At 45.9% G+C, this 15,481-nt stretch carries 8 protein-coding genes; all 8 read right to left on the reverse strand.

Features of this window, described 5'->3' with window-relative positions; genetic code table 11:
* Positions 1-29: 29 nt before the first annotated feature.
* Genes QMA13_RS18990 through lacZ form a run of 8 tightly spaced genes read right to left on the reverse strand, consistent with a single transcriptional unit; the run spans position 30 to position 15,481 of the window.
* Positions 30-758 carry a hypothetical protein gene (locus tag QMA13_RS18990; protein ID WP_282935329.1) on the reverse strand — a complete coding sequence of 243 codons (729 nt, stop codon included), beginning with the start codon at positions 756-758 and terminating at the stop codon, positions 30-32.
* Positions 759-792: 34 nt separating this feature from the next.
* On the reverse strand, positions 793-1,758 hold the full coding sequence (locus QMA13_RS18995; RefSeq protein WP_481857995.1) for a carbohydrate ABC transporter permease: 966 nt from the start codon (positions 1,756-1,758) through the stop codon (positions 793-795).
* A gap of 27 nt (positions 1,759-1,785) precedes the next feature.
* Positions 1,786-2,652 (reverse strand): carbohydrate ABC transporter permease, encoded by an 867-nt coding sequence (locus tag QMA13_RS19000; RefSeq protein WP_282935331.1) that lies wholly within the window; start codon positions 2,650-2,652, stop codon positions 1,786-1,788.
* Positions 2,649-4,919 carry a DUF5696 domain-containing protein gene (locus tag QMA13_RS19005; protein WP_282935332.1) on the reverse strand — a complete coding sequence of 757 codons (2,271 nt, stop codon included), beginning with the start codon at positions 4,917-4,919 and terminating at the stop codon, positions 2,649-2,651. The genes QMA13_RS19000 and QMA13_RS19005 overlap by 4 nt, the downstream gene beginning before the upstream one ends.
* Complete coding sequence (locus tag QMA13_RS19010) at positions 4,916-7,048, reverse strand: YIP1 family protein (protein ID WP_282935333.1); 2,133 nt, start codon at positions 7,046-7,048, stop codon at positions 4,916-4,918. The genes QMA13_RS19005 and QMA13_RS19010 overlap by 4 nt, the downstream gene beginning before the upstream one ends.
* A 45-nt stretch (positions 7,049-7,093) precedes the next feature.
* Positions 7,094-10,216: a glycosyl hydrolase gene (locus QMA13_RS19015; RefSeq protein WP_282935334.1), complete on the reverse strand. Its 3,123-nt coding sequence runs from the start codon at positions 10,214-10,216 to the stop codon at positions 7,094-7,096.
* A gap of 52 nt (positions 10,217-10,268) precedes the next feature.
* Positions 10,269-12,317 carry a beta-galactosidase gene (locus tag QMA13_RS19020; protein WP_282935335.1) on the reverse strand — a complete coding sequence of 683 codons (2,049 nt, stop codon included), beginning with the start codon at positions 12,315-12,317 and terminating at the stop codon, positions 10,269-10,271.
* Positions 12,314-15,481: a beta-galactosidase, LacZ type gene (lacZ, locus tag QMA13_RS19025; RefSeq protein WP_282935336.1), complete on the reverse strand. Its 3,168-nt coding sequence runs from the start codon at positions 15,479-15,481 to the stop codon at positions 12,314-12,316. The genes QMA13_RS19020 and lacZ overlap by 4 nt, the downstream gene beginning before the upstream one ends.

Consider the following 15,481-nt stretch of genomic DNA (forward strand, 5'->3'; position numbering starts at 1 on the left):
TCAAAATTAGGATTTCAAAAAAAGGTAAGTTATTTCGCCCCGTTTGCAGCAGCCCAATCGATGGCCGCATCAAAAAGCTTCCAACCATTATCCGTTAGCTTCTCTTCCTCTCCGGTAGGCATCGAGAAATAGACTTGTCTTGCGAGAACCGCTTCATTATTTATGTTTTTAGAGCCTTTCTCGTATCCAAAAATCATGATTTTCTTATTGTCGCCACTGGCAGGGTATTCGGCGATGGTGACTGCTTCCTTACCCGGATGGAGCCCGTAGGAGATTTTGCCATCCTCTTTATAAATAGCTACGGTATCCTTTAGTCCGGCTGCTAACGGATGTTTGCCATCCAGAATATGGACGGTCCTGACCCCTTCATTCTGACCGAATTGCTGTGCCCCGACCAAGCCGACCTCACTTGCAACCTGGTTTTTGGCGACAACCAAAGGTACCGTTGAACTTTTCAGCTTCGAATCAATTTTGGAAGAATTAATGGATTCGCTTACGTATATCACGCCATATCCCTTGGCCTTCTCCAATGTGAAATCGGCGTCCACGATGTCCATGACCTGATATCCCTGCTTTTTCAAATGGTTGATAAGGAATGGATCTCCTCCTCCCTCTTTTTTTCGAATCAGCAGCACCTTCTTGGCATTTGCTGCCGCATTAGCGCTAACCTGGGCGTTCCCCGACCCTCCCTGCGCGGAGCAGGCCATTATAGACACAGCCATCATCATTGCCATAAGCAATGCCAACCAACGCTTCATTTTTTCGTAACCTCCAATTCAATTCAATTAAGGCCTATTCCACCAAGCCGGTTCTTTCCACACCTTCAATAAACCAGCGTTGCGTGAATGTATATAAGATCATCGGAGGGATGATCATTAAGAAAGTAGTCGCCATGCGTATGGATTCATCGGTTACTGAAGGCCCGTATACCTCCGCCTGCTGTTTAAGCGCCGAAGCGATGCGAGAAATACCCATGGATAAAGGCGCGGTTTCGATGTCAGCCAAGTACATGCTCGGCAAATAAAAGTCGTTCCAAGTCCAGATGAAGGAAAACAGAAACACGACCAATATCGCAGGCTTCGCAAGCGGCATCATCACTTTATAAAAGATTTTGTATACACTGGCCCCATCAATTCGCGCTGCTTCCTCCAGCTCCTTCGGCTGGGTCGAGAAGAATTGGCGATAAATAATAACGAATAGCGCACCCTTCAAGCCTAAACCGAAAAAAGCAGGAACGATGATCGGATAAATCGTATTTAGCAGTCCCAGCTCTCGGGCATAAATAATATTCGGCAAAATCGTAACCTGCATTGGCACAATAAAGGTCAGCAGCAGGAAAAAGAACATCAAATTTTTGAAAGGCACTTTCAATCTAGCAAAAGCATAGCCGGTTATAGCGCATGACAAGGTCTGTAATATAGCTACTGAAAGTGCAAGCGTCAAGCTGATGCTTAGTGCTTTCGGATACTTAAGCCACTCCCAAGCATCCTGCAGGTTTCCAAGGTACACGATCCTTGGAAACCAATTTACCGCAGGATCGAGCAGATCATCGGCATTCTTGACCATAGTGGTCACCATATGCAGTACAGGCTTCAAATATATATATGCCGTATCCAGTAGTATTAAATAAATGAAACATCGGAACAGCAATCCTTTATCCGCTTCCCTGCCAATGATCCCATATCGGATATTGGATAACCATGAAAGCAACGCGGGCTCTTGGCCTTTCTTCGTTCTTAAGCCGATCACAAGCTTCACCCCTTAGGCAGTTGTTTTATAAAGGTACTAATTAGTATCTCTTTGCGACTTAGTCGCTTTGCTAAAAATATAGAAAATGATGGCCAAGAAAAAGCTGATGATGATGAAATAAATCCAAATTAGAGCACTGTACTCACCGTACTCGCTCTCTCTAACCTTCTGCAGAATCGGATTGGTTGGAAATGTGAATAAATCGACTACCGTGTAGATCATATTCAGGAATATAAATGGAGTCATGGCTGGAAGCGTAATTTTCCAGAATGTTTCCCACGGTCCTGCTCCGTCAATTCTCGCTGCTTCATAAGCCGAATTGGAAATCGTTTGTCTCCCTCCGAGGAAGATCAGGATCTGAACCCCCGAATACCACAGTATCAGTACGAACGAATCAAGAACACCAATGAGCGGCCCGGACCATGTGTCTGACAAGTTAGCTTTAATAAGTCCTGAGACATTGTACTTCGACATGAACCCCAAGTCGCCTTCGCCTTGTGTCAGAAACTCCTTAACGACCTCTCCTGTCGATAGGATAACCGGAAGGAAAAAAATAGCGCGGAAAAACGTTCTTCCGGCAAACTTTTGATTCAAGATGATAGCTATCAGCAGAGCGAAAATGACAATAATCGGAATCATAAACAAAGCCTGTCTCAAAAACGGCAAAAGTTGGTTATACAGCTTATCCCCGTCTTCGAATAATATATGCCGATAGTGAGCTACGCCAACGAACTGCGTTGTCGTTTTCGAAGCGGTGATCGTTACCTTCTGAAAGCTCATAAATAAGGAATAGCCTATCGGGAAAGCCATAAATACAAGAAAGCCTAGAAACCATGGGGCAATGAAAATCATACCCTCCACATAATCGATTAGGGATGCTCGCATTCGCAGTTTCGTTTTCATCCGTTTGCCCCCCCTCGAATGACAGCAAAGTTTTGTGCTGGAATTATAGTCTTTCCGTCTTGGTACGGATTCAGGCTATAGTTGACGATAATCCGTTTCCCGTTAGCATATGAGGTTTCCTTAATATTTGGAGCCAACGTTTTATGATCCACTATGAACTGATTTTGCACGTCCCCTAGTGCTTCGTTGTACTGTTTATACTGCTCTACAGCAAAGGACTCCCAATCGGTAAAATGGGTATTGTAGTATCTTATGCCATAAGCATTCACGAACTCTTTGGTCTCAGCCCGACTAAATATGAAAGACGGTACTGCACCATATTCAATATCACGCAAGAAATCGTTGATATCCTCTTGCCTGTTGTTCGCATATTCCGAGGAATAGGTTATTAACCCATGAGCCGCAATCTGTGCAAACGGAACCGCTTCATCCGTGAATAAATCATAGGAGTGGTCATATACCATATTCTGAATATGATTGACATCAGGCAGCGCGAAAAAGCTCGATTTATTGCCTTGAACACCGCCCAAACCATCCTTGATGTTCTTTAATACACGTTCCTGAACATCTCTGGCTTCATCACGGTGGGAACCGAACGACGTATTGTAGTCGCTAAACAGCCTTTGCCCGATCCGGTTGACGGCAAGTCCATCAACGCCCAGCTCCTTATATTTGCTCAAATCCTTCTTTACTGATTCTTCAATGTATTTATCACTAACCACCGGCACTCGGGAGTTGTTGTATAACGAATTCAGCGTAAGCTTGCGGCCTGCAAGATTAACAACGGCATTGAACTTTTCATCGAATCCTCCAGCACCTGTGTTGTTAAGGCCAAATTCGGTGTCCAAATAAACCGGAAACCCTTTGCTGTGCGCGTTATCAATGAGCGATTTCATTCCTTTATCTCCGCCAATCCGCTTATCGACAGGTAGCGATTGACCAAAAGCACTATAACCGTTCTGCTGCCAACCCATGTATGTAATCGACATGTTGCCTACACCCTTGTCAGACATCGAATTGATCATTTGGTTGACGTCATTTGTATTAGTCAAGTTAATATATCGATCGGTGACAAGCCCCTTCTCACTGTCACCTCCGATGACATCGACGTGCATGGGGATATTCGTATTCTCGGCTTCAAGAGGTTTTATCCCTTTTTCTTTCATCAAATATTCACGATATTTTTGGGCCATGCCCACATAATCCGTCTGTTGACGGTCCAGAATGTAATAGCGTACAACTCGGTCACTGCCGAACAATTCATTTTTGTTATAATCGATAAAGCCCCATTCGTCAGGCGAGTTTCTGCTTGTAAACTGGAGGAAGCTGGAGCGGAAGTTCATCGTCGTCGTGATCCAATTGTAATTGCTTAATACTCCTGATGGAGCGGCCACGATATTGGCATATTCTTCACCATCCTGAAGCACGGCTAGAAATCCTTTGGAGCCCGTTTTCATCCCGAATATAGGCATGATAATTTTATTCCGGTTATTGCTTAAACCAGTGAATGTATTGTCAGGCCCGTATACGCTTTCATCATACAGCTTATTGACATTCAACTGGTTATCCTTAAAACGGATTAAAGCTCCTGCGCCATCCGGTATGAACATATATCCATCTTGTCCTGCCGAATATTCAGCACCGAAGAACGGAAACAGCCTTACCCAGACAAGACCCATTTTCGTTTCCTTGATACCTTCTCTCACAATTTTAGTTTCAATATAGTCTTGTTCGATTTTGACTTCAATCGGGATGGTGAAGCCGGATTCAGGCAATTCATAGGTTAAAGAAAAGCCTCCAGGAATCGTTTGGACTTCCTTCACCTTTCCTCCTTCCGCAGCAATATTCGTCTCCTTCGGTTGCAATATGCTTTTGGAAAAATCAACGTATTGAACCATAAGTGGCGAAGCCAGATGCTTTTTCCAGTTTTCCGAAATCTTCTCCTGTGGCCAAACTTCCGGATTCGGATAAGAACGGTATACATTGTTGTTTCGTTTGTCTTCCACCATGAAGTGGCCTGACTTCTCATCCACCTTTAAACGCAATACATCGGTCTCCGCGATGCTCTTGAAATCACTATCTTTGGGAAGCTGGGCAATTGCCCCTTTTTGAGAAGCTGCCGATTCATTTTGCTGTGGTAAAGCAGAAGGTCCCTTCCTCTCCGCACGCAATTCAAATTTCGCATTGGTTGCAAAAATCAGGACGGCTGCCAAGATCAGAACGGTCACAATGGCGGTAGATTTATTGATTTTGCTGAGCCATATCATCTCAAAAGCACCTCCTGAACCATTTCAAATATTAATGAAGCCAAATCATTCGTCAAACCCGTCGTAATAAAAATTAATACTCCAATAACGATCATTGTACAGAGGGTTAGGAAAATATTGAGCACGCTCTCCCCGACACTGTAGTTATGTACCCACTGAATTTTCCAAAACATCAACAGTCCGATCCAAACGACGATTCCATCTGCTATAAAGTTATAAATGGACGATTCGGATAACGTCATCACATTCGAGATGAAAGCAAGCGGTACGCCCACAATAATGTACGGAACCAGTGCATAAGCGCTGCCGATAAAGATATCCCTGAAGCGCCCCTCTCCCCGATAGATGGAACTGACAAGGTAATTAGCAAGGATCCATGTTATCCATACAATAAAAAACTGAGTGAAGATTGAGTAAACATCGACACGTGTTGCCATATTAAATGAGAAACTCGTGAAATATTCCTTGAATACTAGGGCCAAATACACACCTAGCATGATGAGAATAGCTGTTACATAACTGCCTTTGCCCTCATAGCGAACAGCCGTAAATCCATCGACCGGATGTTTCAAAATGTACATGGCATGCTTCAGATTCTGTATAAATTGATTTTTCGACCTGCGTCTGCCGCGCAGCTTATTGCGAAGCTTGCTTTTGGCCGTCCATTTATCAACAAGAACAAACAGAATAGCACCGAAGAAAACGATACTGGCTATCCAGGAAAAGTACTTTTGAAAAAACTTCATTCTAATTTGCCAAAAGGCTTCCGAGTAGCCTTCATGATCGCCTGCTTCCTTGAACAGGTTTTTGGCCTCTTCGAACCGTTCCTTTTTAAAAGCGGCTTTAGCAAGGCCTAACAGGGCTGGGGTAAACTGAGCATTCATGCGAAGCACATCCTGCCACGGTTTTTCACTGGCTTCATAATATCCTGCAAGCGTTTGCTGATTAGCTTGGTTAACCTTTTGACCAAATTCGGATAAACGAAACACTTGAACGATATTTTCTTGATCATCAAGAACGAACAGTTCGTTTCTTGAATTCACGTCCAATGCTACCGGACTTTTCAAAAGACCTACTTGTGAGGACCCGACCGCCGAAGGGCCTCCCCAGAAATAGAGCAGATTACCGGAAGAATCATAGTGGCTAATATATTTGAACTGCTGATCAATCACAATCATATTACCAACCTGGTCAACGGCCACATCGGTCAACTGCGGTGTATTGACGTAGCCTTTGGCAGAAGGGGCTGCTGCCGCATCCATGGACCGATATTCACCGAATGATTTCTGGGAGCTGCGCAGCAAATTCTCCCCTTTAATATTTAACTTCTTTAATTGATCTGACTTTGCCGTACCGCCGGTCACTGTATAAATATAGCCGTTTTTATCCGTTGCGACGCTGTTGATCGTCTCCGGCTTTTTGGCTACCTCGTTGGCATACATTTCCTTCGTATACAACCATCGCTTCATAGCGTCCAATGCCGAAAGGGCTGTTTTGTTGGCTCCGAAAAATCCTTGAAACTTACCTATAGGATCGAGCAGCACTAATCCTTCATAACCACCATGCACTGCTATATAGAGAAACCCTCGCTCGTCAACCATCACTTTCGAGGGATCAAATACGAATGTGTCCGGGATGTAACGAGAATCGGGCCGTTTAAATTCTTTTTTCAGTTTGCCATTCATGTCCAGCTCGAGCACTCTTTTATTACCTGTGTCCGCAATAAAGATATCTCCGTCCATCGTTACAAATACCCCTTCGGGCTTAACAAGCGGACTTTCCGGCACCGTAAGATAACGGATCAGTTGTCCCTTCTCATTCATTTGAACAATCCGGTTGTTGCCTGTATCGGCAATATAAATCTCATTCTTCGTATCGATAAAAATATCTTTCGGAGTTTGCATTGACGATTTGGTCTTCACTGCTGCATTGTTAGGATCAGCGACATATAGATCCTGTCCGATCACCCCTATAGGATAGTACGCCGGTTGAAGCCATATGAGATTTTGATTATTATCCTTGGTAAAGGTGGAGTATTTCACTGCTGCTTCCGCTGTCGCAGGCAGCAGCGCAGTACATAAGATGATCAAGGACAGAAGCAGCCTCCACCTATTGCATCCCACTTTCATGCTCAAACCTCCAATTCCGTCTCTTCATTCTTAGGTTTAACGTTTTCAATTTGGATTCACCTTTCGATGCAGTTTGATTTGTCCTAACAAACCATACGGTCGAACTTTATAATCTGGAGAATAATCGCTGCCTTCCTTGCGGAAGGATGCCCAACTGGTAGTGGATGGTTCTCCTGATGCTTGATGGAATGGGCCTAGCATGTTGCGCGGACTGCTCATCACCTCAATATCCAGCTGGTTCGTCCCTTCGTGAAGCCATTGCGTCAGATCCACAAGATTAGCAGCCTTCCAAGGTACGTGACCTGCAGTTATACCGTTGACCCGTACTTCCATGGTAACCGCGGAATACTCGCCTAACTCCAGGACCGTCTGCCAAGTCCGCTTATCCTTCTCTATGGGTACATCGAAATGATAGATCATGCTGCCGCAATAATGATAATAGCCTTGACTGCACCAGTCCCCAAACTCCAGTATTTGGGGCTCGGCTGTAATTTTGCGCTCCATATCAACGGCGAAATCGCCGATCAAATAGATATCCTCGACCTCCATTCGTTGATGATACTTACAGGTCAAGATGATCTCATTACTTCCTTCCCTCAAGCCTTGAAGAAGGACTCGGTCAAAAGAGCGGTCGAGAAACCATCCATTTGGAGGCTGATCCACCGGTATTCCGTTTAGTTGAATTTCATAATACTCGGCAGATTCCACAACTAGAAACACTTCTTTCACCGGCAGCAAGGAGACATGAAACGAGAATTTGAACTCGGTCAGCATTCCGTCCCCGGGATGGGAGTTGTGGATCCATTTGTATCTTTGCTCAATGCCGTTCCCATATACCTGCTTCATGTCCAGCGCTTCCCGAATGGCTCTTTGAGCTTTCCATACATCCGTTACTTCCGACCATCCACTATCTCCATATCGATAAGAACACATATCCAAAGTCAATACGTTAGGTAGGGAGCGTGTAAACCTGCTTGAAGGTCCAAGCTCCACTATTGTCTCCATACTTTGCTCCACTTGATCTTGGACAGCTTCGTTAATCTCGTCTTTTGACATGGTCTCTTTCCGTGAGCATACATATAGCTTCGAGTCCGCCGGACCGAAGTCAGCTTCGAACCTAACATAACCTTCCCTGAAGCTAGTTGCTTCGATAGCTTTCTTTTCCCCAGTAAGTGCACACCACTCTTCTACAGTGACATTCCCCTCAAGTGCAATGTTCACTCGCTGCGGTTCCTCACGATCATTATTCACAATAAACAAGATGCGACAGTCCCCGGTGGACGTTTCACGCAGCATATAGAGCATCTGGGGCGCCTCTTCCGAGCGGCCGTTGGTTATGCTCACCCGTCTAGGCATTATGCTTTCGAGCGTCTTCACTGCTTCTTGGATATCCTGAACGACACTCATATTATCATGACAATAGAGCTCGGACAGCTTGCTTTCTGCATTCCGACCTTCAATCATTGTAGGACATGATCCTGCAGTAACGATTTTCCCTCCAGCATTCAGGAAATCCAGAAACAATTGTAGTGTGCTCTCTAGCATAGTCCGGATCGGCGGAATAACCACAACACGATATTCAACTAAATAAACTGCAAGCTGGTTCTCCCGGACTTCTCCTGACTCCGCCATAATCGTTTCATCGCCGAGATCGAAATCGTAGTGTGCCTTTAGCAAACCACCCAGGAAAGCGTTGAACTCGTGCCCGAAATGGTTCGTCGCGGAAACATCCTTGTCCTTGCCCCTTGCAGGGAAACCGTAAGGTCCTGTTCCGACCATACTCCATGCGGTCGAAGACGGATGAAGCACCAATACGTCCCGCAACGCTCTGCCTTCTGTCAAGATCGCCGACAATCGGGCGAAATAGCTTTCTACCACATGATTGTATTTCCACCAGCTTGTATTGTAATTAAATACCGGAGGGTAATCGCGTTTTCTACATCCCTTGATCGAATAGAGCGCCAAATGCTGCGACCGAACGTTAACCCCAAGCACAAATTGAAAATCACCAATCCATTTTTGCCCTTCAAAAGTGAAGCCCCAGCCGGTACAGCCGTAGGTTTCCGTAAGAACGTACTTGCGTCCGTATTGATTAGCTACACTAGTACACTGTTTAACAGTGATATACTCGTTTGTTTGCTCGTTGAGCATATCGATTCCTGGCACCTGCTGAAAGCGGTAATTCGGCATGACTGCTCCGCAAACTCGAGTAGCGGTACCCATATTATTTTCCCATAAATAATGACCCGTGAAGGCGAGTCCGTTGTTCCCGCACCACTCCCCAAGCTGCTTAGAGTACGATTCGCTGAACCTCTCGGTAAGCGTTCTCCAATAATCATGACGCGCTTGAGAGGAATATTCCCCATTGAAGTACATGTACGGAATGATAGACATCAGGTCGTATCCCCGTCTTTCTTGAAAAAACTCCGGGAACGACCAGCTCCACGGCAGCCAACCCCGTCCCTCTGTAAATTTGCAATGCCGGTCATGCACGCTGGGCTCATCAGTGAACACTCCGCGAATCGTTCTTCCGAACTGATCCCCAACTTCCCGTTTGTAAGCTTCATAGGTTATATCGAGGAAAGAACGAACCGTTTCCGGATTCAAGTTATCCGGCGGCGCTTCATTGTTGAACCACTCGCTCCGCTCGGAAATCTCTACTCGAAACACAAGCAGCACTTCATCTTCTCTCAGCTCGAACCGCTCATCCAACTGCAGTCTCTTGCAATGGAGCATATTTCGTTCGTCGATGATCGCCGTGAAAAGCGCTACCGCATCAGCGTACTTTTCAGCCGGGATATTGCCCCGCACTACTTCCATCGTAAGTCCTTTAGCGCGAGATGCGTCACCGCCGCTCGCCTGGACCAGCCCTCCAGCGAATCCGGATGGCCAGCGGTCCTCATCATACAGCCAAACCTGCATGCCCAGTTCAGCAGCCGTGTCTACGGTGCGGCGTACGCATTCGAACCATTCGCGACCCATATACTCCGTTTCCAAGCCGTCACGAGAATGGATGAAAAAACCACCCATTCCTTGTTCCTTCATTTGGTTTACTTGACGAGCAAGTTCTTCCGTATCCAACTCATCATTCCATGCCCAGAAAGGAATCGATCTATGCTCGACAGACGGTTGATCGAATTGTTTGAGCAGCTGCTCTCGTTCGTTCATCGGATTTGTCCTCCTTTTGCAAGAAACTGCACATTAGATGGTAGCAGCCATCTTACTTAACGTGCCTCTGAAGAATCATGATTTGCTTCGATTCGAGCTGAATGTCCCCTTTTATATTGGTGCCGCTCAGAAGCTCTTTCTGTGCATGTTCTCCTGTATTTACTTTAATCTGATGGTCACTATGATTCATGATAAAAGTGAATTGTTTGTCATCTTTTTCACGTCGCGTGACCTCTACTTCTGGGGGTGCATCGGACAGCGGAGTAATTCCTTTGCTCTCGCAAAGCTGTTTCAACCACTGCTGCATGAATTCGCCGCTAGGATCAGTCGCAGCATACCAAGCTTCACCTTTACCATAATGGTGACGCGTCAATGCCGCCGAACCTTTATAGAAATCTGTTTCGAAGACAGCCATCGTATCCGCACCTTCCGGATGAACAACTTCACAAACTAGACCGCACTCATACACGCCTTCCAGTTGTCCGACTTTCTGCTGCATGACGATAGCATTTCGTTGGTCTGGAAATAGCGCGTCGATCTCTTCCACCCAAATGCCCAGCAGCTTACGAAGCTCACCTGGATACCCACCTGGAGTAACCAGGTCACTTTCATTGACAATTCCGCTGTAAAACGTCGTTACCCAGGTTCCACCATTCTCCACGAACCTCTCCAGCTTTTGCGCTAGTCCTGGCTTTACCATATAAAGTAAGGGAGACAACACTAGATCGTAGGCATTAAAATCAGAATTCACATGAATAAAATCAATTTGGTAGTGATTTATGTACAATGCATCATAATATTTTTGAATCTGGTCCACATATTTAATATAGGCAGAAGGTCCTCCGCCTAGCTCGACAGCCCACCAATTATCCCAGTCAAATAATATACCGATCCGGCTCTTGGTCCTTAAGTCCGTCAACACTTCTCCCAGCTGCTTCAGCTCGCTTCCCAACTGTGCACATTCCTTAAATACCCTTGTATTCTCATGGCCAGCATGATCGATAACGGCACCATGAAATTTCTCATAGGCTCCTAGGGAGCGGCGAAGCTGGAAGAACATAATCGATTCCGCCCCGCGGGCGATGGCCTGATAGCTTCTAATCCGCATAACGCCAGGTCTTTTCATTGGATTGACTGACTTCCAATTGATAACACCAGGACTTTGCTCCATCAGCATGAAAGGAGCGCCATCCTTTATACCGCGCATCAGATCGTACCGTAGAGCCATGTAGCTTTCTGGGGTATGATTCTCAGGATAAATATCCAGTGCCGCCACATCCAAATACGGCGCCCATTTAAAATAATCCAATGGTTTATAGGTTCCGTTTCCTTGAAAGTTGGTCGTTACGATCGCATCCGGAATGACTTCTTTTATGGCGTTGTATTCGATGAGGTAACATTCAAGCCAGCTGTCCGAATTAAACCGGAAGAAATCGAGCGTGATGCCTTGAAACGCCGTTTGATCCGAATTCCCTCCAGATAAACCCTCGCTAAGTCCGCCTGGGATAACAATTTCTTTCCAATCATAGAACGTATGACCCCAGAATCGGGTGTACCATGCTCGGTTTAACTGCTCTAACGTGCCATAGCGCTGCTTCAGCCATTCCCTGAACGACTTCTCACAATTATCACAATAACAGCGAATCCCAATCTCATTGTTCACATGCCATAGGAGCAGCGCCGGGTGATTCTTATACCTTTCAGCGAGCTTACGTGCCATAACTCCGGCATAATGACGGAAAGTCGGACTATTCGGACAGGAATTATGCCTTCGTCCGTACTTTCTTTTCTTCCCATCGGCCGTTACGGTCAATATGTCCGGGTATTTTCTCGCCATCCAAGCGGGATGCGCTGCCGTACTGGTACCCATGCAGACCTGCACACCATTGGCGTGCAGCTTATTCATCATCTCATCCAGCCATTCGAAGCGGAATGTATCCTCGTCCGGTTGGTTTAATGACCAAGAAAAAACATTCAATGTCGCTATATCAATACCGGCTAATTGAAACAGCCGCATATCCTCATCCCAAATTTCTTTTGGAAATTGCTCCGGATTATAATCCCCGCCATATACAATTTTAGGAAATCTGAACTTTGTCATGGATTCACCTCCTGTTGTGTAGCCGGTACAATCAGATGCCCGCTCCTGGTGTGTAAAGGCTCAGGCTGCTGTTTGCTTAACTTCATCGGGGTGCGGTCTCTGGTAGAAAACGGCTTCAATCTTACTGTAAACGTCGTGTCCTCCGACTTGAGTAAATACTTATCTAAAGGAGGCACCTCTCCGCAGCTGTGATTGCCAATCGGCGCTTGCCGATAATCCATATGGACAATCGTTTCATTTAACCGGACCAAATCGTATGTATGCTTGGCTTGACTTAGATTTTCTGTAGCATAATGGGTTGCGCATACATCCAGCATCGGCATTCCACCGATGAATAACCCCATGCCCCGGAGATTCGTGAGTGCTGCCCACCGGGCATCTGCCTTGTTGCCGTTTTCTTGTGGCTTAATGTAAGGTACGAATTGATCCTCGACCTTGCCGCTGTATAATCCAAGCCGACCGCTTTCCTTGCGATCTATGTAGCATTCGTGTGGACCAAGCCCAAACCACGAAAATTGGTCGAAATCTGAAGGCATAACCATCTCCAAACCAAGTCTCGGCAGAGGCGGAAGCCCTTCCCGAGGTACAATATGAGTAGAAATGATAACATCCCCAGTACCATAAACTGTGTAGATCATTTTCACTGTAAAGCAGATCGGCAAGCCAGCCGCTCCAAGAGAACTTTTTACCTCAAATTGGATCGCCTGTGCATTTAAGGGACGGATCGTAACGTCTTGTACCCGATGCTGCAGAGCATCGAACCCTGCTTTCTTCCATTCCTTCGATTGTCGAGAGTCATTATCTATCACAGCTCGCCATATTTGAACCTTCGGTCCCGCATTCAATAGCGGGACATTATTATAGGAGAACGCGGATAGCTGCCCGCGGAATTTATCGAAATCCAATGAAAAATCTGTACCTTTTATTTGAAGAAACATATCTGTTTCTGTTGTTCTCAATGACGGCATGGATGTCGTAGGCTGGTACGAAATCGACTGCACTGTAGAGGGAATCGACAGATCCTCCCACGCAATTTCATATCCCTTAGGAGCCCAAGTTGCTTCCTCCCGCAAAGTAAACCGGATGTGAAGCCAATGCTCGCCCCTTCGATGCTCAAAGGTCGTTTTCCATGGTATAAATACCATAGCTGCTTCTCCAGGAGGAATATCCAGTTCAGGAAGCTCGCCTTGCTTAACTATTTCTCCATCGCAGAAAAGTGTCCAAGAACCCTCAAGATGATCTAATGACATAAAGTCATAACGATTATGTACTTTAATCATCCCTGATCGTATATCAACCGGCTCAACCTTGACCGGCTCAATGACTTTTTTCACTTCAAGAATCGAAGCCTTAAGCCTCTTGTCTGGAAATAAAAGTCCGTCTATGCAAAAATGTCCGCTGTTCGGGTGATCGTTAAAATCACCTCCGTAAGCGTACCATGCTTCTCCGGAGTCTGGCTTTTGCAGAAGCCCGTGATCTGCCCACTCCCAGATGAGTCCGCCGGCTAAACGCCGGTATTTATAAATCGCTTCCCAATATTCCTTTAAATTCCCGACGGAATTGCCCATTGCGTGAGCGAATTCGCACATAAGGAAAGGTCTTGGATCAGATTTCTCCCCCTCTTCGATCAAGGCATCTAATGAAGGATACATGCAGCTGACAATATCGACGACGGGTGCATCTTTGGCACGTTCGTAATGAATGGGTCTAGACGAATCCGTCTCCCTAACCCACTTGGCCATTGCATCGTGATTTCGCCCATAACCGGATTCATTACCGAGCGACCAGATGATGACAGAAGGATGATTCTTATCCCTTTCCACCATCCTTTTAGCTCGATCGAGGAATGGCTTTTCCCATAATGGATCTTCAGCTAAATAGCTTTCATTGTGGATGAAATGGCAGCCATGCGTTTCCAAATCGGCTTCGTCGATAACATACAGACCATAACGGTCGCATAAGTCGAGCCACCGCGAGTCATTCGGATAATGGGATAATCGAACCGTGTTCATATTATGCTGCTTCATCAATCGAATATCTTCGATCATCGACTCGAGAGGAGTAGTAAACCCGAGCTCTGGATGGAATTCGTTGCGGTTAACCCCTTTCAAAATGACCGGCTTCCCATTAACAAGGATTTGGCCGTCCTGGACAGTTACATCACGAAAGCCGATCGACAGACTTCCTGCCTCTAGTACCTGTCCCCGCTCATCTTCGAGCTCTAGGGTGAGTGCATATAAATAAGGAGTTTCTGCCGACCATTTTTGCGGTGCTGAAACCGGTATTGTCAACTCTAACCTTTGTTCTTCGTTACCTTTCAATGCTTGCAGTGGACCGACTATATGATCATAGACAGTGTTCCTCCCACCGTCCAATAAGGAAATTTTTACTCGATGCAGTCCGGAAGTTAAGGAATCCGCAAAATTTTTAACTTTGAGGTGAACATCCAGCTCCGCATCTTCACTATTAGGTTTAATAAACCTTGTTTGTACCGCAATATCACGGATATGGATTGACGGCGTAGCTTTTATATATACATCGCGAAAAATACCGCTTAACCGCCATTTATCCTGATCTTCCAAATAACTGCCGTCACACCATTGGTACACTTGCACAGCCACTGTATTTTCTCCGGGCTGAAGCAATGAAGTAATACGGAATTCCGACTGCAGGTGAGAACCTTGACCATAACCGGCCAAATGTCCATTTACCCATACGTGAAAAGCGGAATCAACGCCTTCAAAGACTAGAAACAATTGACGTTGTTCCCATGTATCAGGAATTATAAAACTCCTGCGATAGCATCCGACCGGATTGTCTTTCGGCACATAAGGTGGGTCGATCGGAAACGGATAATAACTGCTGGAATAATGTGGACGGCCGTATCCTTGGAGCTGCCAGTTACCCGGAACCGGTATCGTATCCCAATCATCCGTTAAAAAGCTTGGCTCGAAAAATCGTTCCGGAGCTTGGGAATACGATTCCGTATAATAAAAGTCCCAGCTGCCGTTCAACGACTGATAATAGGGAGAAGCCGCCCGTTCGTTATCAAGTGCTGTCTCTGCATCAGCATACGGTATGAAGCCTGCATGAGGAGGTTCAGTATTCCTGCCGAGAACCTCGATATTTTGCCAATCAGGGATTGCTTTAGTATTCACGTTCAC

This window comes from Paenibacillus sp. RC67, from assembly GCF_030020805.1.
Lineage (GTDB): Bacteria > Bacillota > Bacilli > Paenibacillales > NBRC-103111 > Paenibacillus_S.

What these genes read in the sequence shown, in the direction of transcription:
- QMA13_RS19010 (WP_282935333.1), bottom strand. Translation starts at nt 7,048, where the DNA reads ATGAAAGTGGGATGCAATAGGTGGAGGCTGCTTCTGTCCTTGATCATC.
- QMA13_RS19000 (WP_282935331.1), bottom strand. Translation starts at nt 2,652, where the DNA reads ATGAAAACGAAACTGCGAATGCGAGCATCCCTAATCGATTATGTGGAG.
- QMA13_RS19015 (WP_282935334.1), bottom strand. Translation starts at nt 10,216, where the DNA reads ATGAACGAACGAGAGCAGCTGCTCAAACAATTCGATCAACCGTCTGTC.
- QMA13_RS19020 (WP_282935335.1), bottom strand. Translation starts at nt 12,317, where the DNA reads ATGACAAAGTTCAGATTTCCTAAAATTGTATATGGCGGGGATTATAAT.
- QMA13_RS19005 (WP_282935332.1), bottom strand. Translation starts at nt 4,919, where the DNA reads ATGATATGGCTCAGCAAAATCAATAAATCTACCGCCATTGTGACCGTT.
- QMA13_RS18990 (WP_282935329.1), bottom strand. Translation starts at nt 758, where the DNA reads ATGAAGCGTTGGTTGGCATTGCTTATGGCAATGATGATGGCTGTGTCT.